The sequence below is a fragment of the Sphingomonas sp. S1-29 genome (assembly GCF_026167545.1).
Lineage (GTDB): Bacteria > Pseudomonadota > Alphaproteobacteria > Sphingomonadales > Sphingomonadaceae > Sphingomonas.
Window position 1 is genome coordinate 2,280,896 of sequence record NZ_CP110678.1, and the last position, 24,302, is coordinate 2,305,197.

The following is a 24,302-nucleotide window of genomic DNA, read 5'->3' on the forward strand; positions in this document are numbered from 1 at the left end:
CGGCTACTCAGGACGAACGGGTTGGGCGGGCTAGAGTGCGCCTGGTGCCGCCGCCGGCGGCGGTGCCTTTTGGAACAGCGTCCGGTCTTCGGGGCCGAACGCCCAGCGCCAGATGACGAAGCAATAGACCAGCAGCATCACCGGAATGCCGATCAGCATCTCGGCCCATTCGAGCCGGTCGGGCAGCTGGACGAAGGCCCAGCCGACGATCGCGGTCGCTAGCACCGCCCAGGTGAAGGGCCAGCGCCACGCCGATACCGACGCACCGAGCAGCCGCGCGAGCAATCGCGACTTCACGATCGAGCCGAGCCCGAGCGACAATGCCAGCGCCAGTGCAGGCGCGGCGGCCTGATAGGCCTCGGTCAGCCCCATATTGCGCGCGACGAAGATCAGCGCGAAGCTCAGCGCCACCTGGAACCCCAACAGCGCTCCCGAGATCATCAGGTTGCGGTGGCGCGCGATATAGACGAGCCCGGCTTCGGACACCGATCCGTTGGCCGCGAGCACTTCGGCGACGAGCAGGAAGCACAGCGCTCCCGCGCCCGCGACGAATTCGGGGCCGACGACGCCCATCACCCCCTCGGCGGGGATGCTGCCGACCAGCGCGAGCCCGGCTTGCGCCGCCATGATCCAGAAGCCGACCTGGCGGATCTGCCGCGCCACCGCGCCCTTGTCGCCCACCGCAAGCGAATGGGTGATCACCGGCCCCAGGATCGGGTCGAAGCTGGTCTTTAATTTCTGCGGCAGCGAGGCGACCTGCTGCGCCATGTAATAGATGCCGACGATGCTCGGCGCGAAGAGCAGGCCGAGGATGAAGCGATCGACGTTGCGCGATCCCCATTCGATCGCGTCGGCGCCCGCCAGCGGCGCGTTGCGGCGCGCGAGCGCGAACATCGGCCCCAATCGCGGCTGCCAGCCTTGCGGCAGGCCATAGGTTTTGACGAACGGCACCATCGATGCGGCAAGCGCCGCGACCATCGACAGCACATAGGCAAGGATCAACCCGTCGCGCGACGAGATGTAGGACAAGGCCCAGGCGGCGATGCTGATCGTCCAGGGTTCGATCACCGCGCGCGCGGTGACCGCTGCCTTGACGTTGTGGCGATAGGCAAGCGCCGCGAGCATCACGTCGGACCAGGCGATCGCGACGACGACGAAGGGCAACAGCCGCTCGAAGCCGATCACCGCGCTGTTGGGGTACATCACCTGCGGGAAGGCGATCAGCACCGCCGATCCGATCATCGATGCGATGAACGCCACCACCAGCGCGTCCCACACGACATGCGCGTGCGGTCGGTCGGTCGACGACAAGGCCTGGGCGAGGCCGCGCTTGAGCCCCAGGGTCGCAAGCAACGCGGCAAGCTCGACCACCAGCACCGCGATCGCGAAGCGGCCGACAATCTCGGGGCCATAGACACGGCCCGCGATGAACAGGAAGGGCAGCCGCGCGGCGAGGCGAAGCACGAAGCCCAGGATGTTGGTGCGTCCGCCCTTCGCCAGCGCCGCGATATTCTCGTCGGCGGGCAGTAGATTGTCGGTCATCGCGGCGTCACGCCAGCGGAACGCCGCGCTGGCGATCGAGCCGGCGCATCAGCGGCGTGACCGACACGCCGTGCAACAGGATCGACACGAGAATAACCAAGCCGGCAGCCCCCCAAACGCGGTTGGGCTCTTCGAACCGCGCATGATTGAGTCCATAGGCCAGATAATAGATCGACCCCAGCCCACGAATGCCGAAGAACGCAATGACGAAGCGTTCGAGTGGCGGACGGGCAACACCCAGCAGCGCGATCCACCCCGCCAGCGGGCGGATGACGAAGATTGCGAGCGCCGCGAACGCCACTTCGCGCCAGCCGACCAGCGTGAACAGCCCGCCCGCGGTCAGCATCCCGCCGAACATGAACAACAGCACCATCATCAGCAGGCGTTCGCTCTCGTCGGCGAAATTGTGCATCCGGTCGTTGAAATCATGGTCGCGCGCGGCGCGGCGGATCATCAGCCCCGCCAGGAACACCGCGAAGAAGCCATAGCCGTGGAGCAATTCGGTGAGCGCGTAGATTGCGAGCGTCACCCCCAGAGCGACGAAGCCGTCGCCGGTGCGCGCCAGCCGGTTCTCGTCGCGCAGCCCATAGATGACGTGGCCGACCAGCCATCCGCCCGCGATCCCCGCCGCGGCGCCGACCGAAAGGCGGGTCAGCACCGGATCGAGCGCCCATTCCTGCCACATCTGCGCGCCCCATCCGCCCGCCGCGGCCAGGATCGCGAGGTGGACGAAGGGAAAGGCGAATGAGTCGTTGAGCCCCGCCTCCGACGTCAGCGCGAACCGTGCCTCGTCATCCTGCGCCGATTGCGGATCCTCGATCTGGACGTCCGAGGCGAGCACCGGATCGGTCGGTGCGAGCGAGGCCGCGAGCAGCAACGCGGTGGCTGCACCAAGCCCGAGCAGCGACAGCCCCGCCCACCAGAAGGCACCGATGCTCAGCGGCATCGCGATCACCATCAGCCGGGTGGTGATCGCCCAGTTTTGCCATTTCAGCGCGCGATCGATCTTCAGCCCGGCGCCCATCAGCGAGACGATGACGATCAGTTCGGCGGCATGCTCGACCAGTTCGGGGCCTTCGAGCGGGTGAAGCGCATAGGGAGCGATCCGGTCGAACGAAAACACCGCGGCGCCGATCCCGACGCACAGGATCGGCAGCGACAGCGGCGCCCTTTTGATGAACAGCGGCGCCCAGGCGACGAGCAAGGTGAGCAGGCCCAGGCCGAGCAGCATCGGCACATAGAGATCGAGCAGCCCCGGGGGCGGCGGCGGCACGGTCAATGCGCGAGGCCGCAGCGAACGGGTGTCTGGATATATGCCATATGCGTTACGAGCCCTGGTTGCGAAGGCCGACCGGCCTGTCTGGCGTAGCTGCTGCGCCACCCGGCACGTGGCGTACTGCAATCGATGGAAATGATCGCGCCAACCGGTGCGATCGGCGGCCCCGAGCTATTGCGCGGCGTCGATAGCCGATCCTTCACCGCCCGGCGTTGCCGATGCTTCTCGGACCCACAGCTGCATATGTTTGCGGTACGGCATAGGTTCCCCCCTGCGATAATCTAATGCGCGGCGCCCCAGCTCTTGCCGACGCCGATCTCGACGCCGAGCGGGACGCTTAAGCGAACCGCGGGTTCGGCGGCGGTCGCCATCACGTGTTCGATCACCGGGCGTGCGGCTTCGACATCGCCTTCGGGAAGTTCGAAGACGAGTTCGTCGTGGACCTGCATCAGCATCCGCACGTTCGGCAGCCCCGCCTCGGCCAGTGCAAGCCCCATCCGCGCCATTGCGCGCTTGATGATGTCGGCGCTGGTGCCCTGGATCGGGGCGTTGATCGCCGCGCGCTCGGCCCCCTGACGTTCGTGCTGCACCTTGCTGCGGATGCGCGGGAAATGCGTCTTTCGGCCGAACAGCGTCGTCGTGAAGCCCCGCTCGCGCACGCTTTCGGTGGTTTCGGCGATGTAGCGGTTGATGCCGGGGAAGCGTTCGAAATAGCGGTCGATCATCGCCTGTGCCTCGTCGGCGGTGACGTCGAGCCGGCCCGCCAGTCCCCATCGCGAGATGCCGTAGAGGATCGCGAAGTTGATCGTCTTGGCCCGCCCGCGGGTGTCGCGATTGACCTCGCCGAACAATTCGTTGGCGGTCATCGAATGGATGTCGTCGCCGCGCTCGAACGCCTCGCGCAGCTGCGGCACTTCGGCGATGTGGGCGGCCAGCCGCAGCTCGATCTGCGAATAATCGGCGGCGAGGATGACATTGCCCGGCTCGGCGACAAAGGCGTCGCGGATCTGGCGGCCGACTTCGGTGCGGATCGGGATGTTCTGGAGGTTGGGGTCGGTCGACGACAAGCGCCCGGTCTGCGCGCCGGTGAGCGAATAGCTGGTGTGGACGCGGCCCGTTATGGGATTGATCTGCGCCTGGAGCGCGTCGGTATAGGTCGATTTGAGCTTCGAGAGCTGGCGCCAGTCGAGCACCTTGGCGGCGATCGCGGCGCCGGGCGAATCCTTGTCGGCGGCGATCCGCTCGAGCTCGTTGACGTCGGTCGAATAGACCCCCGACTTGCCCTTGCGCCCGCCCTTGATCTTCAATTGCTCGAACAGGATGTCGCCCAATTGCTTGGGGCTGCCGATCGTGAATTTGGTGCCGACCAGGCCGTGGATTTCGGTTTCGAGCGCGGCGATACGGCCTGAAAACTCCTCCGACAGCTGCGCGAGGCGGGCGGCGTCGACCTTGACCCCGGCAATCTCCATGTCGGCGATGACGCGCACCAGCGCGCGATCGACCATTTCGTACACCCGCGTCGCGCCTTCATAGGCGAGCCGCGGCTTCAGCCGCCGCCACAGGCGAAGCGTGACATCGGCATCTTCGGCGGCGTAGCGGGTGGCGGCCTTGAGGTCGATCTCACCGAAGCCGAGCTGCTTCTTGCCGGTGCCGACGACGTCCTTATAGGCGATGCAGCTGTGCGCCAGATGCGTCGCGGCGAGCTCGTCCATGCCATGGCCGTGCAGCCCGGCATCGAGATCGAACGACATCACGATCGTGTCGTCATAGGGCGCGAGCGTGATGCCCGCGCGCTGAAGCATGATCATGTCGTATTTGAGGTTGTGGCCGATCTTGAGGACGCTGGGGTCCTCGAGCAGCGCCTTCAGCTGTGCGATCACCAATGTGCGATCGAGCTGGAGCGGCTTTTCGGCGAACATGTCGCTGCCGCCATGCGCGATCGGGATATAGCAGGCGAGATTGGGGTGCAGCGCCAGGCTGACCCCGACCAGATCGGCCGTCATCGCGTCGAGCCCTGTTGTCTCGGTATCGATCGCGACCCAGCCCTGGTGGCGCGCGGCGATCATCCAACGTTCGAGCGCGTCTTCGGTGACGACGGTTTCATAGCCGTCATGGTCGCAGGGCGGGTCGTCCTGCGCCGCGACGGGGGCGGTGGCTTCGGCGACGGGGGCATCGGCGACCGCCGACAGCTTGTTGAGCAGCGAGCGGAAGCCGTGATGTTCGAGAAACGCGCGCAGCGGAGCGTCGGGGATACCCTGCAGCTCAAGCGAATCGAGCGGGTCGGGCAGCGGCACATCGCAGGCGAGCTGCACCAGCTCGCGCGAGAGCCGCGCCATCGGGGCGTGTTCGATCAGATTGTCGCGCAGCTTGCCCTTTTTCATCTCCGGCGCGGCGGCGAGCACGGCTTCGAGCGAGCCATGTTCGTGGATCAGCTTGGCGGCGGTCTTGGGGCCGACGCCGGGGACGCCGGGGACGTTGTCGACGCTATCACCCATCAGCGCGAGCACGTCGCCGAGTAGCTTGGGAGGCACGCCGAACTTCTCGACGACATGCTCGTCGGACAGGCGGCGATTGTTCATCGTGTCGTACAGGTCGAGCCCGGGCTCGATCAGCTGCATCAGATCCTTGTCCGAGCTGACGATCGTGACTTCCCAGCCCTGCGCGAGTGCTGCCTTAGCATAGCTCGCGATCAGGTCGTCTGCCTCCCAGCCTTCCTCCTCGATGCAGGGCAGCGAAAAGGCGCGGGTGGCGTCGCGGATCATCGGGAATTGCGGGATCAAATCCTCAGGCGGCGGCGGGCGCTGTGCCTTATACTGGTCGTACAGGTCGTTGCGGAAGGTCTTCGACGATTTGTCGAGGATCACCGCCATGTGGGTGGGCCCGTCGGCCTTGTGCAGTTCGTCGGCCAGCTTCCACAGCATCGTGGTATAGCCATAGACCGCGCCGACCGGCTCGCCATGCACATTGGTGAGCGGCGGCAGCCGGTGATAGGCGCGGAAGATATAGCCGGAGCCGTCGACGAGGTAGAGATGGGGCATCGGGGCGGAATAGCAGCGTGCGCGGGCTGGGGCGAGACTGCTTATCGCCGCGACACCATCGGTTCGTGCTGAGCTTGCCGAGCCGAAGGCAACCGCAGCCCAGCGACCGTTCTTCTGTTGCGTGCTGGTCGAAGAAGGAAGTGCGGTCCTTCGACAAGCTCAGGACGAACGGGGAGGGGGCAGTGCCCAGGCGCTACCCCCGGTGGTTCGCCACCACGCTTTCGACCACCGACTGCATCAGCTGCTGGCGTTCGCGCACCGGGCGCGAGGTGTCGCCGATCAGGATCGCGATCGTATAGGCGCGGCCATTGGGGGCGGTGAGGAAGCCGACATCGTTGAAGCCCGCGGTTCGCCCGGAGAAATCCTGGCCGGTGCCGGTCTTGTGGCCGAGCCGCCAGCCAGCGGGCACCTTGGCGCGCAGCCGGGCGGCGCCGGTACGCGAGCTTTCCATCAGCGTGACCAGATGGCTGGTCGAGGCGCGCGAGAAAAGATCGCCCTGCTTGAGCCGTGCCAGCGCGTTGGCGATCGCGGCGGCGGCGGCGCCGTCGATCGGATCGGCGACATAATTGTTGAACGCCGCGCGGCGAACGCCTTCGGGCAGCTTGGCGCGCGCCGCCTGGAAGGCGCGGCCCATCGCCATGTCCTGTTTCCAGTTGAGACCGGCGGTGCGGCTCTGCAGCAGCCGCTCGCCGGGGCCGAACTTGATCGCACCCAATGCCTTGCGCTTGATGAAGGCGTTGACCGCGGCGGGACCGCCGACGCGGCGCAGCAGCCGGTCGTTGGCGGTGTTGTCGCTCATCGTCATCGCGCGGCGCATCAACTCGCCCGCGGTAGCGGTGTAGCTGCCGTTCTTAAGCAGTCCGGCGATCGGCTGGTGGAACAGCGTCAGGTCGGCGCGGGTGATGGTGAGCTGCTCGTCGAGCCGCAATTTGCCCTGGTCGACCAGGTCGAGCGCGGTCATCGCGACCCAGAGCTTGCTCACGCTTTGCTGCGGCATCGGCACGTCGCCGTTCTTCGAGATCATCCAGTCGTCGTCGATGCTCTTGACCGCGACGCCGACCTTGCCGCCGAAGCGTTCGACCATCGCATCGATCGCGGTCACCAGTGGGGTGGGGGCAAAGACGCGCTGGGGCGGGGCGGGCGGCGGTGGCACTGGCGCGGCGATGCGGTAGGTCGGCGCGGGCAGGCTGGCGACGAGTTCGGGCGATGCGCCGCCGACACAGCCGACCAGCGCCAGCGGGGCGAGCCCCGAAAGCGTCAGCACCCGTTCGAACATGGAAAAATACGCGAATTGCATGGTTCTTCTGGCGCCCCTTGTTGGCATGACCATGACGTCGGCGCAGCCGCGCGGGCAAGCCGGCCAGTCAACACCTGCGATGAACGCTTCCTCTATAGCGATGAACGGTGAACAGCGGCCGAACAATAGCCTTGCTGCGGCGTTATGGCCGCCGCGTTCCTAGGGAAGCAGGATCGTATCGCGCGGCGGCTCGACGGTGTGCGGATGATCGAGCGTGAAGTGCAGCCCGCGGCTTTCCTGTCGGTGCAGCGCGCTGCGGACGATGAGCTCGGCCGACTGGAGCAGGTTGCGCAATTCGATCAGGTCGGGGGTGACGCGGAAATGGCCGTAATAGTCGTTCACCTCCTCCGACAGCATGCGGATGCGATGCTGCGCGCGCTCGAGCCGCTTGGTGGTGCGGACGATGCCGACATAATTCCACATGAAGCGGCGGATCTCGGTCCAGTTCTGCTTGATGATGACTTCTTCGTCGCTGTCGGTGACGCGGCTTTCGTCCCAGGGGCGGATCGCGGGCGGCGGCGCGAGATCGTCCCAATGCGCGGCGATGTGGCGCGCGGCGGCCTCGCCATAGACGAAGCATTCGAGCAGCGAGTTCGACGCGAGCCGGTTGGCGCCGTGCAGCCCCGACTGGGTGACTTCGCCCGCGGCGTAGAGGTTGGGCAGATCGGTGCGGCCGTCGCGGTCGACGATCACGCCGCCGCAGGTATAATGCTGCGCGGGCACCACCGGGATCGGCCCCGTGGTCATGTCGATGCCGAGCGTCAGCAGCTTGGCGTGGATCGTCGGGAAATGCGCCTTCACGAAATCGGCGCCGCGATGGCTGATGTCGAGATGGACATAATCGAGCCCGAAGCGCTTGATCTCGGCATCGATCGCGCGCGCGACGATGTCGCGCGGCGCCAGTTCGAGCCGCTCGGCGTCGTAATAGGGCATGAAGCGCTTGCCCGTCGTCGGGTTGATCAGATGCCCGCCCTCGCCGCGCACCGCCTCGGTGATCAGGAAATTCTTGACCTCGAGGTTGAACAGGCAGGTCGGGTGGAACTGCATGAACTCCATGTTCGACACGCGGCAGCCCGCGCGCCACGCCATCGCGATACCGTCGCCGGTCGCGCCGCGCGGCGCGGTCGAGAACTGGTAGGTTCGCCCCGCGCCGCCGGTCGCGAGGATCGTCGCGCGCGCGGTGTAGAGCTCGACCGCGCCCGATGCGCGGTTCATCGCATAGACGCCCCAGACATTGCCCGCGCCCGAATAGCGTTCCTCGTGCCGGCTGGTCGCCAGGTCGACCGCGACCATGTCGGGCAGCAGGGTGATATTGGGGTTGGCGCGCGCGGCGCGGATCAGCGCTTCCTGCACCGCCCAGCCGGTGGCGTCGTCGACATGGACGATCCGGCGGTGGCTGTGCCCGCCCTCGCGCGTCAGGTGCCAGCCATCGGCGCCGTCCGACGCGACGTTGAAGGGCACCCCGAGCTCGGCGAGCCGGGCGATCGCCGCGGGCGCGCGCTCGACGACGAATTCGACGGTGGCGCGGTCGTTGAGGCCGGCGCCTGCGACCATCGTGTCCTCGACATGGTTTTCGAAGGTGTCGCCGGGTTCGAGCACCGCGGCGATGCCCCCCTGCGCCCAGGCGGTCGATCCCTCGTCGAGCCCGCCCTTGGCGAGCACGGTGACGCGGAAGCGATCGGCCAGGTTGAGCGCGGCGGTGAGGCCCGCGGCGCCCGAGCCGATGACGAGGACGTCGGTGGTGTGGCTGCTCATGATTATGCTCGGCATTGGACGAAGGGGACGGCGTGTTGCGGCATCATGTCGTTATGGGTCGGCGATAGGGTCATGCGCGATCGTCTGGCACAAAAGGGCGGCGGTAGGACAGGGGGGATACAGGCGGTACCGATGCCGTGGGATGCCAGGCGTCAGGCGTTCGCGGCGCGAGTGAGGTTGAGGAACACGTCCTCGAGATCGGCTTCCTTGGTCGAGACATCGACCACGCCGAGGCCACTGCCCGCGATCGCGGCGAGCACTTCGCCCGCATTCACCTGATCCTTGCGATAGGTGATCGCGAGCACCCGGTCGCCGATCAACTCGATCTTCTGGAAGCACGCGGCGCTCGGCGCAGCGGCGACGTCGCGGTCGACCGTCACGATCACCTGTTTCTCCTGCGCCATGCCGACCAATGCGCGGGTGGGTTCGTTGGCGATCAGCCGGCCGTGGTTGATGATCGCGATGCGGTCGCAAAGCTGTTCGGCTTCCTCGAGATAATGCGTCGTCAGCACCACGGTGACGCCCTGATCGTTGAGGTGGCGGACATAGGCCCATAGCTGTTGGCGAAGCTCGATATCGACGCCCGCGGTGGGTTCGTCGAGCACCAGCACGGGGGGCGAATGCACCATCGCCTTGGCGACCATCAGCCGCCGCTTCATGCCCCCTGACAGCGTGCGGGCATAGGCATTCGCCTTGTCCTCGAGCGCCATCGCGCGCAGCAATTCCATCGTCCGGCGATCGGCCTTCTTCACGCCATAGAGGCCGGCGGCGATGTCGAGCGTTTCGGCAGGGCTGAAAAAGGGATCGAAGGTGATCTCCTGATTGACGATGCCGATCGACGCCTTGGCGTTGCGCGGATGCGCATCGATGTCGAAGCCCCAGATTGAGGCGGTACCCGCGGTCTTGTTAACGAGGCCAGCCAGGATGTTGATCAGCGTCGACTTGCCCGCGCCATTGGGGCCGAGCAGCCCGAAAATCTGCCCGCGCGGCACGACGAACGAGACGTCGTCGAGCGCCTGCTTGCCCCCGGCATAGGTTTTGGAGAGGTGCTCGATCGCGATGGCGGCTTCGGTCATGCCGCGGGGATAGGCGGCTGCCGGGGGGGCGGCAAGGTGAACCGTTCGTTTCGAGCGAAGTCGAGAAACGGTGGCTGGGTGCGCTGGGCTGGTTTCTCGACTTCGCTCGAAACGAACGGGGGGGTAGGTTATCTGGCCGATTGCAGTCGTTCTCGCCCCCTGCTACCCGCGCAGCCATGATCCCGCCGCCCGAAATCATCCGCGTCACCACCCCGCGCGTCGCCTGCGACGGCGCGGGCGAGATCGCGTCCGCGCTTGGCCACCCGCGCGTGTGGCTGCAGATCGACGATACCGGTTATGTCGATTGCGGCTATTGCGACCGCCGTTTCGTCCTGACCGGCGGGCCTGCCGACGGCGCCGACCAGAGCCAGCTTCGCGATCACGGGGATGGTGCGGGCCGCTGAGGCACCTATATCGTTCGCATGACCGATATGACCGATCCCCGCGCGTTCCTGTATGGCGACGCGCTCGACCCCGACATGGCGCTCACCCTGACCCGCGAGGCATTGTCCGCCGCCGAGGATGGCGAACTCTATCTGCAATATCGCAAGAACGAGGCGTTCGGATTCGATGACGGGCGGCTGAAGACCGCGTCGTACAGCACCGATGGCGGCTTCGGGCTGCGCGCGGTGGCGGGCGAGGCGACCGCGTTCGCGCAAGGCAACAGCCTGTCGGTCGATGCGATCCGCCGCGCCGCGCAGACGATGGCGCTGATCGATCCGGCCACCCAGGCCAAGGCGCCGCCACCGCGCGGCAACAACCGCCACCTCTATACCGCCGCCGATCCGCTCGACGCGGTGCCCTTTGCCGACAAGGTAGCGTTGTGCCAGGCGATCGACGCCGCGGCGCGCGCGCGTGATCCGCGAATCGTCCAGGCATCGGTCAGTCTGCTGGGGTCGTGGAGCGTGGTCGAGATCGTTCGCCCCGATGGCTTTGTCGCGACCGATGTGCGGCCGCTGGTGCGGCTCAACATTTCGGTGGTGGTCGAGAAGAACGGCCGGCGCGAGACCGGCAGCTTCGGCATCGGCGGGCGCGAGCTGTACGATCGGGTGATGCACCCCGACACCTGGAACCGCGCGATCGACAGCGCGCTGGCGCAGGCGCTGGTGAACCTCGAATCGATCGCCGCGCCGGCGGGCGAGATGCCGGTGCTGCTGGGGCCGGGCTGGTGCGGGATCCTGCTGCACGAGGCGATCGGCCACGGGCTCGAGGGCGATTTCAACCGCAAGGGTACGTCGGCGTTTTCGGGGCGGATCGGCGAGCGCGTCGCGGCGCCCGGCGTGACCGTGGTCGATGACGGGTCACTGGGCGAACGGCGAGGGTCGCTGTCGATCGATGACGAGGGCACGCCGACGCAGGAGAATATCCTGATCGAGGACGGCATCCTGAAGGGCTATATCCACGACCGGCTGAACGCGCGGCTGATGGGGGTCGCGCCGACGGGCAATGGCCGCCGCGAAAGCTTCGCGCATGCGCCGATGCCGCGGATGACCAACACCTTCATGCGCGGCGGGCGCGACGACCCCGCCGAGATGATGACGCGGGTGAAGCGCGGCATCTATGCCAAGAGCTTCGGCGGCGGGCAGGTCGACATCGTATCGGGTAAGTTCGTGTTCAGCTGCACCGAGGCGTATATGATCGAGGACGGCAAATTGGGCGCGCCGATCAAGGGCGCGACGCTGATCGGCGACGGTCCGAGCGTGCTGACGCGGGTGAGCGGGATCGGCAACGACTTCGCGCTCGACGAGGGCGTCGGCATGTGCGGCAAGGGCGGGCAAAGCGTGCCCGCGGGCGTGGGGCAGCCGTCGCTGCTGGTCGATGCGCTGACGGTGGGCGGGACCGCGGTTTGAGGGCTTAGTAGCCCGAGATCAACATATCGAGCGCGGCGATGACGACAAAATGCTCGTTTCCCAGCGATCCGACCAAATTGGTAAGGTCGCGGGTTGGCATCGTTGCTGCGAACTGGGTGACCATCATGTGCGGCTCGCCAGCGATGTCAAATACCGGGTTCAACCGGGCAGCCGGTTTTGGCGCGTCCGCCAGCGGGACGAGCGGTACGATGAACCGCGTGGTGAGATAATCGAGTTCCTCGGACTGGCAATCCAAGACGCGCAGGCCGTCGCTCAGCTCGAAAACATCGAGACGCGCCATCAGAACATGCGGTATTTCGCGAGCGGAAGCCCGTGCTTCTCGACCCATTCGTTCGAGGATTGCAGCGCCTCGAAGTTTTCCTCGACCCATCGCCGCTTGCGCTCGCTAGCGACCGATTGTTTCAGCGCGGTCTCGCATGCTTGTGACAGGTTGATGCCGAGCGCTCTCGCGTCGGCAAGCACCAGCTCGTCGATCGAAAGATTGACCGGCTTTCGCTTGCCAGTTGCGATGCGCTCATGTTTCATGCGCATAAGATATGCGTGATTTCTATATCGGTCAATCGTAGGGAATAGTTCATGGCACTTGCCGAAGTTGGACGCTTCAACCGGATCGAAGCGCATATCCTGATCGGGCGGCTCGAATCGGAAGGCATTCCCGCCATCAGCTTCGACGGCGAGATGAGTCTAGGCGAGGGAAGCGCGCTCCTAATTCCGGTGCGGGTGATGGTCGACGAGGACGACCTGGCCGAAGCGCGGGCAATCGTCGCCGCGGCGCAGGCGAGTTTCGACTGAATCGGCTTTGCGATAGAGCGTTGCAACATGCGCTTCACGTTGCGCGTTCATAAGACCGGGTGGAGAGGCCCCGGAGTAAATAGAAAATGCGTACCATGGTTCATCCGATCCTGGTCGCGTGCGTTCGCGATGCGACCGTGCCCGACCGCGACGCGCTTGCCGCGTTCGCTGCGATCCTTGCCAAAGATGTCGAATGCGGCGGTGCTGCCGCCGACCGCCCGATCATGGCATGGGCGCGCTGCGCGCTCGAGGGATCGCCCAAGCGCCGCTGAACTGCCTTAAAAAGCGGCAGTTCTTCGCAACTGCACAAATATTTACCCGCCCGTAACGATTAACGCCGCCGAACCGCGCGCTTTGGCGCGGTTCGCGGATTGGCACGCGGCTTGCGAAGCAGTCCTCGGGAAACAGCCGAGGGGGCGACATGAAGCTAATCATCGCCATCATCAAACCGTTCAAGCTCGACGAGGTCCGCGAAGCGCTCACCGAAGTCGGCGTCACGGGGATGACGGTCAGCGAGGTCAAGGGTTTCGGCCGGCAAAAGGGCCAGACCGAAATCTATCGCGGGGCCGAATACAGCACGAACATGGTGCCCAAGATCAAGATCGAGGTCGTGTGCGACACCGGGCTTGCGCCGCGCGTGGTCGAGGCGGTGCAGGCCGCGGCGAACACCGGCGCGATCGGCGATGGCAAGATCTTCGTGCTCGATGTCGGCCAGGCGGTGCGGATCCGCACCGGCGAAACCGACGTGACCGCGCTGTGAAGGGGGCTGTGATGGGGGATGGGATGAAGCGATTGACGATGCCACTGGCAGCCGCCGGGGCAGGCCTGTTTGCGGCGATGCCCGCCTGGGCACAGGAAGCAGCCGAGGCGGCACCCGCGGCGTTCGTGCCGACCGCCGAAATGGTCAACAAGGGCGACGTCGCCTGGATGCTGATCTCCTCGGCACTCGTATTGATGATGTCGGTGCCGGCGCTTGCGCTGTTCTATGGCGGCCTGGTGCGTACCAAGAACATGCTGTCGGTGCTGATGCAGGTGCTGACGATCGTCTGCGTCGCCGCGCTCGTGTGGTTCTGCTGGGGCTATTCGATCGCCTTCACCTCGACCGGCACGCCCTTCCCCAAGCTGTTCGGCGGACTGGACAAGGCGTTTCTGGCGGGCGTGTCGCCCTCGACCTTCGCCGCTACCTTTTCCAACGGCGTCTATCTGCCCGAATATGTGTTCGTGATCTTCCAGATGACGTTCGCTTGCATCACCCCGGCGCTGATCGTCGGCGCGTTCGCCGAGCGGGTGAAGTTCACGCCGCTGATCATCTTCACGGTGTTGTGGCTGACGCTCGCCTATTTCCCGATCGCGCACATGGTCTGGTACTTCGCCGGCCCGGACTTCCTGCACGCCGCGCCCGATGATTCGGGGCTGTTGTGGGGCTGGGGCGCGCTCGACTTTGCCGGTGGCACCGTGGTGCACATCAATGCGGGCATCGCCGGTCTGGTCGGCTGCCTGGTGATGGGGCCGCGGATCGGCTTCAAGAGCGAGCCGATGCCGCCGCACAGCCTGGTGATGACCATGATCGGTGCGTCGCTGCTGTGGATCGGTTGGTTCGGATTCAACGCCGGATCGGGGCTGGAAGCCAATGCGTTCGGCGCGCTGGCGTTCATCAACACCTTTACCGCGACGGCGGCGGCGGGCGTGACCTGGGCGGTGATCGAGCAGTTCGTCCACAAGAAGCCGTCGCTGCTGGGCGCCGCTTCGGGCGTCGTCGCCGGGCTGGTGGCGATCACCCCGGCGGCGGGCTTCGCCCATCCGGGCACCGCGATCATCCTGGGCGCGGTCGCATCGGCGATCTGCTTCGTGTTCGTGACCAAGGTGAAGAACGCGCTCAACTATGACGACACGCTCGACGTGTTCGGCATCCACTGCGTCGGTGGCATCGTCGGCGCGATCGGCACCGGGATCGTCGCCGACCCCGCGCTGGGGGGCCAGGGCTGGATCGATTACACCGCGCCCGTCGCCAAGGCCGGCGAATATGTCATGAGCGCGCAGGTGATCACCCAGCTCTGGGCGGTCGGCACCACCGTGCTGTGGACGGGCATCGTCTCGGCGGTGCTGTTCCTGGGGCTGAAATACACCATGGGCTTGCGTCCCTCGGCCGACGTCGAAGTCGAGGGTCTCGACATCAACGAACATGGCGAGCGCGCCTATAATTACTGAGTTTTCATGAGCTTCGGGATCGGCGCCAATCCCCCGCCGATCCCGTCACGGGGTTCCTCCTGCGGACGCCTTAGGCCGGTGTGGCAACACACCGGCCATTTTTTGTGCGCAGGCGGGGTGGTCAGCCGCGGCCCGATAGCGCGTCGAGCAAAGGGCGCAGGCCCGACAGGTCATAGCCGGCTTGCGCGGCCTTGGCGGTGAGGTCGGCGGGGTCGCCGCCGGACTTGGCAGCGGCGAGCGCCCATAGGTTGCACGAGCGCGTGCCCGAGCGGCAATAGGCGACCAGCGGGCCATCGGCGGCGGCGATCGCCTGCGCCATCGCGTCGATCTGCGGATGACTGAAACCCGCATGGGTGATCGGGATCGCGGTATAGGCAAGACCCGCGGCGGTGGCGGCGGCGTGCATCTCGGCGTCGTTCGGCTGGCCGGGTTCCTCGTCATCGGGGCGGTTGTTGACCACCGCGACGAAGCCCTGCGCGGCGAGCGCGGCGATGTCGTCGGGGGTGATTTGCGGGGCGACCGCGATGCTGTCGTCGATGTGGCGCAGGTGCATGGGGTGTCCTTCGGCTGTTGCTGAGCGCCTTCTATTCCTCCCCATCGCAGATGGGGAGGGGGAGCGCGAAGCGGTGGCGGGAGCTTCGCACCGTCGAGCCGCTCGCTTCCTCCCCCTCCACCATGCTTCGCATGGTCCCCCTCCCCCTGGCGGGGGAGGATTAGTGGTCTTTGATTACTGCGAGGAACGCTTGGCCGTAGGCGTCGAGCTTCTTCGATCCGACCCCCGCCACCCGGCCGAGCGCGGCCAAAGTCGCGGGGCGGTTGCTCGCCATTTCGCGCAGCACCGAATCGTGGAAGATCACATAGGGCGGCACCTGCGCCGCCTGTGCGAGCTCGCGGCGTTTCACGCGCAGCGCCTCGAACAGCGGATCGCCGACCGGGTTGGCTTCGCTGCCGCCCGATGCGTCGCCGCGGCGGCGGCGTTCGCGCTTGGGGGGGACGATCATCGACAGCGTCGCTTCGCCCTTGAGCAGCGCGCGCGCGCCGGGGCCGAATTCCAACCCGCCATGCGCGTTGGCGCGCAGCGCATCGCGCAGCAGCAGCGCGCGCGCGACGGGCTTGAGCAACGCCGCCTCCTCGCCCTCGACGATCCCCCAGACCGAGAGATTCTCGTGCCCGTTGGTCATGCTGCGCTCGGTCGACTGGCCGAGCAGCACCTGTTCGACATAGCCGGTGCCGAACATCTGGCCGGTACGAAACACCGCCGAGAGGAATTTGCGCGCTACCTCGGTCGCATCGGTGGCGGCGGGCGGGTTGAGGCAGTTGTCGCAATTGCCGCATTTGTCGGCCGGGTTCTCGCCGAAATGGCGAAGCAGGATCGCGCGGCGGCAGCCTGCGGTTTCGACCAATGCCCCCAGCGCGTTGAGGCGGACTCGCTCGCCCTGCTGACGCGCAGGCTCGACCTCGCCGATCCGCTGGCGCGCCTTGGCGAAATCGTCGGCACCCCAGAACAGATGCGCGACCGCCGGATCGCCGTCGCGCCCGGCGCGCCCGGTTTCCTGATAATAGCCCTCGATCGACTTGGGCAGCCCGGCATGCGCGACGAAGCGGACATCGGGCTTGTCGATCCCCATCCCGAACGCAACGGTCGCACACATTACCATGTCTTCGGATGCGACGAAGGCGGCCTGGTTGGCGCGGCGGATCGCCGGGTCCAGCCCGGCATGATAGGCCCGCACTGGGCGGCCAGTCTTTTGCAGCGATTCGGCCAGGCGTTCGGTGCCCGCGCGCGACTGGACATAGACGATGCCCGCCCCCGGATTATCGGCGACGACATCGGCGATCTGCTGCGTCGTGCTGGCGCGCGGGGCGATGTGGTAGCGGATATTGGGGCGATCGAAGCCCGCGACGATCATCCCGTCCTGCGGGATGCCAAGCTGTTCGAGGATGTCGGCGCGGGTATGTGCATCGGCGGTGGCGGTGAGTGCGAGCCGCGGCACTTGCGGGAAGCGATCGAGCAGCGGGCGCAGCAGACGGTAATCGGGGCGGAAGTCATGCCCCCATTCGCTGACGCAATGCGCTTCGTCGATCGCGAACAGGCTGAGCGGCGCTTGGCCCAGCAGGTTGCGAAAGCCTTCGGACGAGGCGCGCTCGGGGGCGACATAGAGCAGGTCGAGCGCGCCGGCGCGGAAGCGCGCGATCGTCTCTTCACGGTTATCATCGGCGGACGTGAGCGTCGCGGCGCGGATGCCGACGGCCTCGGCGGCGCGCAGCTGATCGTGCATCAGCGCGATCAGCGGCGAGACGACCAGGCAGGTGCCGTCGAGCATCACGCTCGGCAGCTGGTACGTCAACGACTTGCCCGCCCCCGTCGGCATGACCGCGAGCGTCCGCTCGCCCGCGAGCACGCGCGCGACGACATCGGCCTGGACGCCGCGAAACGCGGGGAAGCCGAAGGTGGTGCGGAGGGCGTCGAGGACGGCGGGCGGCATTGCCGCATCTATCGGCGGTGGGGGCGCCGGGGGCAAGGGTGCGTTTCCCCCCTCCGGCCTGTGCGAGGGGGACTGGCCTAGCGCGACCGTGCGTGCGCCGCGCGGAGGAAGGCGATGGTGGCCTGCGGGTGGACCAGCGGCAGCATGTGGCCGCCTTTGATCTGTTCGAGATGCGCGCCGGGGATGATCGCGGCGGTGGCTTCGCCCTGCAACGCGGGGTCGAGGATATTGTCGCCACGCCCATAGAGGATCGAGACCGGGAGCGTGAGTGCGGCATAGCGCGGCGCGAGCGACGCCATGTTGGCACCCGCGGCGCGCAGATCGGCCGAGGCGGCGCGGAAGGTCGCTGGGCGTAGCGACAGCGCGCCGCCGCCGCGGACGGGGAAATCGGCGGGGACCGGATCGGGGGCGAAGACCGCGCGTGCGGCGGCGGGGCCGTTGAGGATGCCCATCGGCACCGCCAGCGTCCACGACAGCAGTTCGCGGACCCCCGGGGGCGCCATCAGCCCAGCGAATACCGGCGGTACCTGGTCCATCGGCTGGGTGAGCGGCGCGATGAGCGCGAGGCCGGCGAAGCGGTCGGGCCGGGCAAGCCCCGCCGCCAACGCGACCGCGCCGCCGAGCGAATGGCCGACCAGCAAGGGATTCTCCAGCCCGAGCGCGTCGGCGAATGCGACCATGATCGTGGCTTGCTCGACGATATCAGGCTTGGGGTTGCCGCGCGCGACCGAATAGCCCGAGCCGGGGCGATCGACCGCGATGACGCGGAAGTCCTTCGCGAGTTCATCGACGATCGCGTAGGTGAAGTGGCGCAGATTGCCGAGCAGGCCGTGGACCAGCAGCAGCACCGGCCCCGATCCGCGATCGACATAATGCAGCCGCGCGCCCTCGACCTCGATGAAGCTGCCCTCGGGCGGTACCATCCGCTCGGCCGATCGCGCGGCGAGTGCCGACCACAAGGCCAGCCCGCCACCGACCGCGCCCGCCGCGGCGACCGATCCGCCGATCCAATTGGCGTGTTTGGGTTCCATCGTCTCTCTCCTCATTCGGCGGCGAGGGCTTCTTCGGCCTCGCTCGCCTGGCGCGTCCACATTTCGGCGTACAGCCCGTTCTTACGCAGCAATTCGGCATGGGTGCCGCGTTCGGCGACTTCGCCGGCTTCGAGCACGATGATCTGGTCGGCATTGACCACGGTCGACAGCCGGTGCGCGATGACGATCGTGGTGCGGCCGCGCTCGATCTGCTCCAGCGTTGCTTGGATCTCGCTTTCGGTCCGGCTGTCGAGCGCCGAGGTGGCTTCGTCGAGGATCAGGATCGGCGGGTTCTTGAGCAAGGTGCGCGCAATCGCAACCCGCTGCTTCTCACCGCCCGACAATTTCAGGCCGCGTTCGCCGACGCGGGTTTCATAGCCGTCGGGGAGGCTTTCGATGAAATCGCCGATCGCTGCGCCCTGCGCGGCGGCGCGGATGTCGTCGTGGGTCGAACCCTCGCGGCCATAAGCGATGTTGTAGCCGATCGTGTCGTTGAACAGCACGGTATCCTGCGGCACGATACCGATCGCGGCGCGCAGGCTGTCCTGCGTGACCTGCGCGATGTCCTGGCCATCGATCGTGATCCGCCCCGATTTGAGGTCGTAGAAGCGGAACAGCAGCCGCGCGAGCGTCGATTTGCCCGCGCCCGAGGGGCCGACGACCGCGACGGTGGCGCCGGCGGGCACGTCGATGTCGATCCCCTTGAGGATCTTGCGATCGTCTTCGTAGCCAAAGCGGACATTCTCGAAGCGCACCGCGCCTTGGGTGACCGCGAGTGGCGGCGCGCCGGGCACGTCGACGATCTCGGCGTCGGTGTCGATCAGGTCGAACATCGCGCCCATGTCGATCACCCCCTGGCGGATCGTGCGATAGACCCAGCCGAGCATGTCGAGCGGCCGGAAAAGCTGGCTGAGCAAGGTCGACACCAGCACGACATCGCCCGCCGAGAAGCGCCCGGTCGACCAGCCCCAGGCGACCACCGCCATGCCCAGGCCCAGCATCGCGTTGGTGATGAGCGACTGGCCAACGTTAAGCCAGGCGAGGCTGTTCTCGCTCTTGGTCGCGGCGGCGGCATAGGCGTGGATCGCACGGTCATAACGCTGCGATTCGCGCGCTTCCGCGTTGAAGTACTTCACCGTCTCGAAATTGAGCAACGAATCGACCGCGTGCGCGACCGCGCCGGTATCGAGGTCGTTCATCTTCTCGCGCAGTTTCTGCCGCCAATCGGTGACGATCCGCGTGAAGGCGATGTAGACGAACACCATTACCAGCGTGGAGATCACCAGCCACGCACCGAAGCGCGAACCGAAGATCTGCAGCACCATGCCGAGTTCGAGAATCGTCGGCGCGATGTTGAACAGCAGGAAATAGAGCATCGTGTCGATGCTCTTGGTGCCGCGCTCGACCACCTTGGTGACCGCGCCGGTGCGCCGCTGGAGGTGGAAGCGCAGCGACAATTGGTGGAGGTGGCGAAAGACGGTGGCGGCGAGGCGACGCGTTGCTTCCTGCCCGACCTTTTCGAAGACCGCGTTGCGCAAATTGTCGAACACCACGGTGCCGAAGCGCGCGGCGGCATAGCCGATCACCAGCAGCACGATCAGCGTGATCCCGCTGCGCGGACCGGTCGCCATGCCGTCAACCGCGCCTTGCAGCGCAAAGGGTGCGCCATAGACTTGGACGATCTTCGAGCAGAGCACGAAGACCATGGCGATGATGATGCGCAGCTTCAGCCCCGGCGCGTCCTTGGGCCACAGATAGGGCAGGAAACGCCGCATCGTCGGGATCAGCGGGCGTTCGGCGCTCGAGCTGGTGAAATCGGTGGGTGGCATGGGTGCTGCCTAATTGGGGCCAGAGCGCCGGCGATGCAACGCCGACGACGGTTCGTCGCATTTTCTGCAACTTCTTGGCGGTTCGTCGATTTCAGTCTTGACCTGGAGAAATCGAATGGACCCGCTTTTTTACGTAATCGCGATCATGGGCTGCGGCGATGTCGGCAATAGCTGCCAGGAAGCACGCGTCGAACCGGCACGCTACGAAAGCGCAGCGCAATGCCAGGCGGCGATGGGCGATGCGCTGCTGCGCAATTCGGACCTGTCGTTCCCGGTGGTCAGCGCCGCGTGCCATACCAATGGGCAGCGCATGGCGCAGGCCAAGACCAGCAAGGCCGGCTGAACCAGCATCAGCGCGATGCGGGGGTGGCTCGTAGCCACCCCCGCGCCGGCGCATCAGAGCTTTTCGGTCAGCTCTGGCACGACTTTGAACAGATCGCCGACCAGGCCGATGTCGGCCACTTGGAAAATCGGCGCGTCCTCGTCCTTGTTGATCGCGACGATCACCTTCGAATCCTTCATCCCCGCCAGATGCTGGATCGCGCCCGAGATGCCGACCGCGATATAGACTTCAGGCGCAACGATCTTGCCGGTCTGGCCGACCTGATAGTCGTTGGGAGCATAGCCCGCATCGACCGCGGCGCGCGAGGCGCCCACCGCCGCGCCAAGCTTATCGGCGAGCGGTTCGATCAGCGCATGGAAATTCTCGCCATTGGCGAGCGCGCGTCCACCCGAGACGATGATCTTGGCGCTGGTGAGTTCGGGCCGCGCCGAAGTCGCGATCTCGGCGCCGACGAAGGACGACAGCCCCTTGTCGCCGCTCGATCCGATCGCCTCGATCTCGGCACTGCCACCCACGGCTTCTGCCTTTTCGAACGCGGTGCCGCGGATCGTCAGCACCTTCTTGGCGTCCGACGTCTTGACCGTGGCGATCGCCGCGCCGGCATAGATCGGCCGGGTGAAGGTGTTCTCGTCGATCACCGAGAGGACTTCGCTGATCTGCATCACGTCGAGCAACGCCGCGACGCGCGGGGCGATGTTCTTGCCGGTGGTGGTGGCCGAAGCGATGAAGGCGTCGTGGTGCCCCATCAGGTCGACGATCAGCGGCGCGACGTTTTCGGCGAGGCCGTGGCCGTACGCCGCGTCATCGGCGACGTGCACCTTGGCGACGCCGGCGATTTTGGCCGCCTGTTCGCCCACCGCCGCGCAGCCTTCGCCGGCGACGAGCAGGTGGACTTCGCCGAGCTTCGAGGCGGCGGTGACGGCCGCGAGCGTCGCGTCCTTCATGTTCGTGTTGTCGTGTTCGACCCAGACCAACGTCTTCATATCGAGCTCCCGTTTCGGGTGAAAAAGAACCGCTTGTCCTGAGGGCCTCTGAGCCTGTCGAAGCGGGTATCGAAGGATCTGCGCTGGGGGCGGTCCTTCGATACGGGTCTTCGGCTTCGCTCAGCCCCTACTCAGGACGAACGGCGGGGAAATGGCTTACTTCGCCACTCCCATCGCCTTGAGCTTCATGACCAGTTCGTCGACATCGGCGACCTTCGCGCCCGCCTGGCGCTTGGGCGGTTCCTCGACCGACACGACGCTCAGCCGCGCGGTGACGTCGACGCCGTAATCGGCGGGGGTCTTGGTCGCGAGCGGCTTTGACTTCGCCTTCATGATGTTGGGCAGCGACGCATAGCGCGGTTCGTTGAGGCGAAGATCGGTGGTGACGATCGCCGGCATTTTCAGGTCGAGCGTCTCTAGCCCGCCATCGACTTCGCGCGTCACCTTCACGCGCTCGCCGTCGATCTCGACCTTGGATGCGAACGTGCCCTGTGCCCAGCCGAGCAGCGCCGCCAGCATCTGGCCGGTCTGGTTGTTGTCGTCGTCGATCGCCTGCTTGCCCAGGATCACCAGCCCGGGCTGTTCCTGCTCGACCACCTTGGCGAGCAGCTTGGCCACGCCCAGCGGCTCGACGCCGCCCTCGTGCGTGATCAGGATCGCGCGGTCGGCGCCCATCGCCAGCGCGGTACGCAGCGTGTCCTGCGATTTTGGCTCGCCGATCGAAACGACGATCACCTCAGTCGCGGCACCCTTTTCGCGCAGCCGCAATGCTTCCTCGACCGCGATCTCGTCGAACGGATTCATCGACATCTTGACGTTGGCCAGGTCGACGCCGGTGCCATCGGCTTTCACCCGGGGCTTCACGTTATAGTCAAGCACGCGCTTGACCGGGACGACTACCTTCACAAAAGGCTCCTTTCCACGAACCAGTTTCTTGTCACTGCCGCGATATCCGCAGCTTTTAGGCGTTTGTACCGAACTTTCGCAAGTCCGGTATGGTTTTGCCCGCGTTCCGTAACGGCGAAACGCAAAGGGGCCCGGACGTTGCCGCCCGAGCCCCTGTCGAATCGACCGAGCGCCCGATCAGGCGGCCTTTTGCACCTCTGCCACGATCTTGCGGGCCGCGTCGCCCAGGTCGTTGGCCGGTACGATCGCGAGCCCCGAATTGGCGAGGATTTCCTTGCCCTTGTCGACATTGGTACCCTCGAGCCGAACGACCAGCGGTACCGAAAGGTTCACTTCCTTCGCCGCGGCAACGATACCCTCGGCGATGATGTCGCACTTCATGATGCCGCCGAAGATGTTGACCAGGATGCCCTTGACCGCAGGATCGCTCAGGATGATCTTGAACGCCGCGGTCACCTTCTCCTTGTTCGCGCCGCCGCCGACGTCGAGGAAGTTGGCGGGGAACATGCCGTTGAGCTTGATGATGTCCATCGTCGCCATGGCGAGGCCCGCGCCATTGACCATGCAGCCGATGTCGCCGTCGAGCTTGATGTAAGCGAGGTCGTATTTCGACGCCTCGAGCTCCATCGCGTCCTCTTCGGTCTCGTCGCGCAGTTCGAGCAGGTCCTTGTGGCGGAACAGCGCGTTGCCGTCGAAGGCGACCTTGGCGTCGAGCACCATCAGCTTGCCGTCTTCGGTGACCGCGAGCGGGTTGATCTCGATCTGCTCGGCATCGGTGCCGATGAAGGCGTCGTACAACTTCGACGCGGTGTTCGCGGCCTGCTTGGCGAGGTCGCCCTTGAGTTCGAGCGCGCCGGCGATCGCACGGCCGTGGTGCGGCATGAAGCCGGTCGCGGTGTCGATGTCGATCGAGTGGATCTTCTCCGGCGTGTCGTGCGCGACGGTTTCGATGTCCATCCCGCCCTCGGTCGACGCGACCATCGACACGCGGCCGGTGGCGCGGTTGACGAGCAATGCGAGGTAGAATTCCTTGGCGATGTCGACGCCGTCGGTGACGTACAGGCGGTTGACCTGCTTGCCGGCGTCGCCGGTCTGGATCGTCACCAGCGTGTTGCCGAGCATGTCGGTCGCCGCGGCGCGAACCTCATCCTCGGTCTTGGCGAGGCGGACGCCGCCCTTGGCATCGGGCCCGAGCTCGACGAACTTGCCCTTGCCACGGCCGCCGGCATGGATCTGCGCCTTGACGACATAGAGCGGTCCGGGGAGCTTCTTGGTCGCCTCGACGGCTTCCTCGACGGTCAGCGCGGCGAAGCCGGCGGGAACGGGGACGCCGAACTTCGCGAGAAGCTCCTTGGCCTGATATTCATGGATGTTCATAGGTGCGCCGTCCTTTGATCGAGGGCTCGGGATTTTGCAGACGGCTTAAGCACAGGCGGGCGGGTGAATCCACCCCTGCTGGCGCGACCGTCATGGCTTTCGGGCGGGCTAATCGTTGTTGCGTCTAAGTTGCAAGACCGGTGGCGCACAGCGCCGCCGAACTGGTGGTGACCGCGACCACCTCGGGATCGTCGATCCGCCGGACCAGTCCGATATAGTCGGCCAGCGACAATTGGCCGAGCGTCTGGCGGTTCTGTCCCGACAGCGCCTCGAGCTTGCGGAGTTGCGCGATCGTCAGCCGATCGACCATCCGCCCCGCCATGCAATCGGCATTGCGCTCGGACAATCCGGCATCGGTCAGCGCCGAACGGACGCGCGGCTCGGCGATTTGTGTGCAGGCGGAAAGCGTCAGCGCGGTCGCGGCGATGAGGAGGGCTTTCATGCTGTCTGAATGACTGGCGGCGGGGACGGTTCCGCGCCGGCGCCGGCTCG

The 24,302-nt window shown here is 66.2% G+C and carries 23 protein-coding genes; 7 read left to right on the plus strand and 16 right to left on the minus strand.

Features of this window, described 5'->3' with window-relative positions:
* Positions 1-30 precede the first annotated feature (30 nt).
* The 6 genes from OKW76_RS10870 to OKW76_RS10895 all read right to left on the minus strand — a co-directional run bounded on the left by OKW76_RS10870 (position 31) and on the right by OKW76_RS10895 (position 9,984).
* Positions 31-1,542, minus strand: coding sequence for a lipopolysaccharide biosynthesis protein (locus OKW76_RS10870; protein ID WP_265548911.1), 1,512 nt, complete (start codon positions 1,540-1,542; stop codon positions 31-33).
* Between the two features lie 7 nt (positions 1,543-1,549).
* On the minus strand, positions 1,550-2,815 hold the full coding sequence (locus OKW76_RS10875) for a cation:proton antiporter (RefSeq protein ID WP_265548912.1): 1,266 nt from the start codon (positions 2,813-2,815) through the stop codon (positions 1,550-1,552).
* A gap of 284 nt (positions 2,816-3,099) precedes the next feature.
* A complete protein-coding gene (gene polA, locus OKW76_RS10880; protein WP_265548913.1) occupies positions 3,100-5,856 on the minus strand; it encodes a DNA polymerase I in 2,757 nt (918 codons plus the stop codon).
* A gap of 193 nt (positions 5,857-6,049) precedes the next feature.
* Entirely contained in the window at positions 6,050-7,153 is a 1,104-nt protein-coding gene (locus OKW76_RS10885) for a serine hydrolase (protein ID WP_265548914.1), read from the minus strand.
* Positions 7,154-7,312: 159 nt separating this feature from the next.
* Positions 7,313-8,908 carry an L-aspartate oxidase gene (gene nadB, locus OKW76_RS10890; protein WP_265548915.1) on the minus strand — a complete coding sequence of 532 codons (1,596 nt, stop codon included), beginning with the start codon at positions 8,906-8,908 and terminating at the stop codon, positions 7,313-7,315.
* A gap of 152 nt (positions 8,909-9,060) precedes the next feature.
* Positions 9,061-9,984: an ABC transporter ATP-binding protein gene (locus OKW76_RS10895; RefSeq protein ID WP_265548917.1), complete on the minus strand. Its 924-nt coding sequence runs from the start codon at positions 9,982-9,984 to the stop codon at positions 9,061-9,063.
* A gap of 176 nt (positions 9,985-10,160) precedes the next feature.
* Between OKW76_RS10895 and OKW76_RS10900 the strand changes: the two genes are divergently transcribed.
* Both OKW76_RS10900 and tldD read left to right on the plus strand, forming a co-directional pair.
* Entirely contained in the window at positions 10,161-10,388 is a 228-nt protein-coding gene (locus tag OKW76_RS10900; protein ID WP_265548918.1) for a zinc-finger domain-containing protein, read from the plus strand.
* 18 nt (positions 10,389-10,406) lie between these two features.
* Positions 10,407-11,834, plus strand: coding sequence for a metalloprotease TldD (tldD, locus tag OKW76_RS10905; RefSeq protein WP_265548919.1), 1,428 nt, complete (start codon positions 10,407-10,409; stop codon positions 11,832-11,834).
* 4 nt (positions 11,835-11,838) lie between these two features.
* On the opposite strand, the gene OKW76_RS10910 is transcribed toward tldD, so the two are convergent.
* Entirely contained in the window at positions 11,839-12,135 is a 297-nt protein-coding gene (locus tag OKW76_RS10910) for a CcdB family protein (RefSeq protein WP_265548920.1), read from the minus strand.
* Positions 12,135-12,380 (minus strand): type II toxin-antitoxin system CcdA family antitoxin, encoded by a 246-nt coding sequence (locus OKW76_RS10915; RefSeq protein ID WP_265548921.1) that lies wholly within the window; start codon positions 12,378-12,380, stop codon positions 12,135-12,137. The genes OKW76_RS10910 and OKW76_RS10915 overlap by 1 nt, the downstream gene beginning before the upstream one ends.
* Positions 12,381-12,431: 51 nt before the next feature.
* Here OKW76_RS10915 and OKW76_RS10920 point away from each other — a divergent pair, with 51 nt between their 5' ends.
* The 4 genes from OKW76_RS10920 to OKW76_RS10935 all read left to right on the plus strand — a co-directional run bounded on the left by OKW76_RS10920 (position 12,432) and on the right by OKW76_RS10935 (position 14,855).
* On the plus strand, positions 12,432-12,647 hold the full coding sequence (locus OKW76_RS10920; protein ID WP_265548922.1) for a DUF2007 domain-containing protein: 216 nt from the start codon (positions 12,432-12,434) through the stop codon (positions 12,645-12,647).
* An 86-nt stretch (positions 12,648-12,733) separates the two neighbouring features.
* Positions 12,734-12,919, plus strand: coding sequence for a hypothetical protein (locus tag OKW76_RS10925; RefSeq protein ID WP_265548923.1), 186 nt, complete (start codon positions 12,734-12,736; stop codon positions 12,917-12,919).
* 149 nt (positions 12,920-13,068) lie between these two features.
* Positions 13,069-13,407 (plus strand): P-II family nitrogen regulator, encoded by a 339-nt coding sequence (locus OKW76_RS10930; RefSeq protein ID WP_265548924.1) that lies wholly within the window; start codon positions 13,069-13,071, stop codon positions 13,405-13,407.
* Positions 13,408-13,430: 23 nt separating this feature from the next.
* A complete protein-coding gene (locus OKW76_RS10935; RefSeq protein WP_265548925.1) occupies positions 13,431-14,855 on the plus strand; it encodes an ammonium transporter in 1,425 nt (474 codons plus the stop codon).
* Between the two features lie 121 nt (positions 14,856-14,976).
* Here OKW76_RS10935 and OKW76_RS10940 read toward each other — a convergent pair whose 3' ends face one another.
* The 4 genes from OKW76_RS10940 to OKW76_RS10955 form a co-directional block, all read right to left on the minus strand.
* Positions 14,977-15,408, minus strand: a complete 432-nt coding sequence (locus tag OKW76_RS10940; protein WP_265548926.1) for a TIGR01244 family sulfur transferase — start codon at positions 15,406-15,408, stop codon at positions 14,977-14,979.
* 160 nt (positions 15,409-15,568) lie between these two features.
* Entirely contained in the window at positions 15,569-17,341 is a 1,773-nt protein-coding gene (gene recQ / locus OKW76_RS10945; RefSeq protein WP_265548927.1) for a DNA helicase RecQ, read from the minus strand.
* A 77-nt stretch (positions 17,342-17,418) separates the two neighbouring features.
* Positions 17,419-18,372, minus strand: coding sequence for an alpha/beta fold hydrolase (locus OKW76_RS10950; RefSeq protein ID WP_265548929.1), 954 nt, complete (start codon positions 18,370-18,372; stop codon positions 17,419-17,421).
* Positions 18,373-18,383: 11 nt separating this feature from the next.
* Positions 18,384-20,201, minus strand: a complete 1,818-nt coding sequence (locus OKW76_RS10955) for an ABCB family ABC transporter ATP-binding protein/permease (RefSeq protein WP_265548930.1) — start codon at positions 20,199-20,201, stop codon at positions 18,384-18,386.
* 115 nt (positions 20,202-20,316) lie between these two features.
* Between OKW76_RS10955 and OKW76_RS10960 the strand changes: the two genes are divergently transcribed.
* On the plus strand, positions 20,317-20,544 hold the full coding sequence (locus OKW76_RS10960) for a hypothetical protein (RefSeq protein WP_265548931.1): 228 nt from the start codon (positions 20,317-20,319) through the stop codon (positions 20,542-20,544).
* A 53-nt stretch (positions 20,545-20,597) separates the two neighbouring features.
* On the opposite strand, the gene OKW76_RS10965 is transcribed toward OKW76_RS10960, so the two are convergent.
* The 4 genes from OKW76_RS10965 to OKW76_RS10980 all read right to left on the minus strand — a co-directional run bounded on the left by OKW76_RS10965 (position 20,598) and on the right by OKW76_RS10980 (position 24,252).
* Positions 20,598-21,527 carry an electron transfer flavoprotein subunit alpha/FixB family protein gene (locus OKW76_RS10965; protein WP_265548933.1) on the minus strand — a complete coding sequence of 310 codons (930 nt, stop codon included), beginning with the start codon at positions 21,525-21,527 and terminating at the stop codon, positions 20,598-20,600.
* 156 nt (positions 21,528-21,683) lie between these two features.
* Complete coding sequence (locus OKW76_RS10970) at positions 21,684-22,433, minus strand: electron transfer flavoprotein subunit beta/FixA family protein (RefSeq protein ID WP_265548934.1); 750 nt, start codon at positions 22,431-22,433, stop codon at positions 21,684-21,686.
* A 177-nt stretch (positions 22,434-22,610) separates the two neighbouring features.
* A complete protein-coding gene (sucC, locus tag OKW76_RS10975) occupies positions 22,611-23,810 on the minus strand; it encodes an ADP-forming succinate--CoA ligase subunit beta (RefSeq protein WP_265548935.1) in 1,200 nt (399 codons plus the stop codon).
* A 124-nt stretch (positions 23,811-23,934) separates the two neighbouring features.
* Positions 23,935-24,252 carry a hypothetical protein gene (locus OKW76_RS10980; RefSeq protein WP_265548936.1) on the minus strand — a complete coding sequence of 106 codons (318 nt, stop codon included), beginning with the start codon at positions 24,250-24,252 and terminating at the stop codon, positions 23,935-23,937.
* Positions 24,253-24,302: the final 50 nt, after the last annotated feature.

Excerpts from the sequence above, each read along its gene's own strand:
- OKW76_RS10870 (WP_265548911.1), bottom strand. The coding sequence starts at position 1,542 with ATGACCGACAATCTACTGCCCGCCGACGAGAATATCGCGGCGCTGGCG.
- polA (WP_265548913.1), bottom strand. The coding sequence starts at position 5,856 with ATGCCCCATCTCTACCTCGTCGACGGCTCCGGCTATATCTTCCGCGCC.
- OKW76_RS10885 (WP_265548914.1), bottom strand. The coding sequence starts at position 7,153 with ATGCAATTCGCGTATTTTTCCATGTTCGAACGGGTGCTGACGCTTTCG.
- nadB (WP_265548915.1), bottom strand. The coding sequence starts at position 8,908 with ATGAGCAGCCACACCACCGACGTCCTCGTCATCGGCTCGGGCGCCGCG.
- OKW76_RS10895 (WP_265548917.1), bottom strand. The coding sequence starts at position 9,984 with ATGACCGAAGCCGCCATCGCGATCGAGCACCTCTCCAAAACCTATGCC.
- OKW76_RS10900 (WP_265548918.1), top strand. The coding sequence starts at position 10,161 with ATGATCCCGCCGCCCGAAATCATCCGCGTCACCACCCCGCGCGTCGCC.
- tldD (WP_265548919.1), top strand. The coding sequence starts at position 10,407 with ATGACCGATATGACCGATCCCCGCGCGTTCCTGTATGGCGACGCGCTC.
- OKW76_RS10910 (WP_265548920.1), bottom strand. The coding sequence starts at position 12,135 with ATGGCGCGTCTCGATGTTTTCGAGCTGAGCGACGGCCTGCGCGTCTTG.
- OKW76_RS10915 (WP_265548921.1), bottom strand. The coding sequence starts at position 12,380 with ATGAAACATGAGCGCATCGCAACTGGCAAGCGAAAGCCGGTCAATCTT.
- OKW76_RS10920 (WP_265548922.1), top strand. The coding sequence starts at position 12,432 with ATGGCACTTGCCGAAGTTGGACGCTTCAACCGGATCGAAGCGCATATC.
- OKW76_RS10925 (WP_265548923.1), top strand. The coding sequence starts at position 12,734 with ATGCGTACCATGGTTCATCCGATCCTGGTCGCGTGCGTTCGCGATGCG.
- OKW76_RS10930 (WP_265548924.1), top strand. The coding sequence starts at position 13,069 with ATGAAGCTAATCATCGCCATCATCAAACCGTTCAAGCTCGACGAGGTC.
- OKW76_RS10935 (WP_265548925.1), top strand. The coding sequence starts at position 13,431 with ATGAAGCGATTGACGATGCCACTGGCAGCCGCCGGGGCAGGCCTGTTT.
- OKW76_RS10940 (WP_265548926.1), bottom strand. The coding sequence starts at position 15,408 with ATGCACCTGCGCCACATCGACGACAGCATCGCGGTCGCCCCGCAAATC.
- recQ (WP_265548927.1), bottom strand. The coding sequence starts at position 17,341 with ATGCCGCCCGCCGTCCTCGACGCCCTCCGCACCACCTTCGGCTTCCCC.
- OKW76_RS10950 (WP_265548929.1), bottom strand. The coding sequence starts at position 18,372 with ATGGAACCCAAACACGCCAATTGGATCGGCGGATCGGTCGCCGCGGCG.
- OKW76_RS10955 (WP_265548930.1), bottom strand. The coding sequence starts at position 20,201 with ATGCCACCCACCGATTTCACCAGCTCGAGCGCCGAACGCCCGCTGATC.
- OKW76_RS10960 (WP_265548931.1), top strand. The coding sequence starts at position 20,317 with ATGGACCCGCTTTTTTACGTAATCGCGATCATGGGCTGCGGCGATGTC.
- OKW76_RS10965 (WP_265548933.1), bottom strand. The coding sequence starts at position 21,527 with ATGAAGACGTTGGTCTGGGTCGAACACGACAACACGAACATGAAGGAC.
- sucC (WP_265548935.1), bottom strand. The coding sequence starts at position 23,810 with ATGAACATCCATGAATATCAGGCCAAGGAGCTTCTCGCGAAGTTCGGC.
- OKW76_RS10980 (WP_265548936.1), bottom strand. The coding sequence starts at position 24,252 with ATGAAAGCCCTCCTCATCGCCGCGACCGCGCTGACGCTTTCCGCCTGC.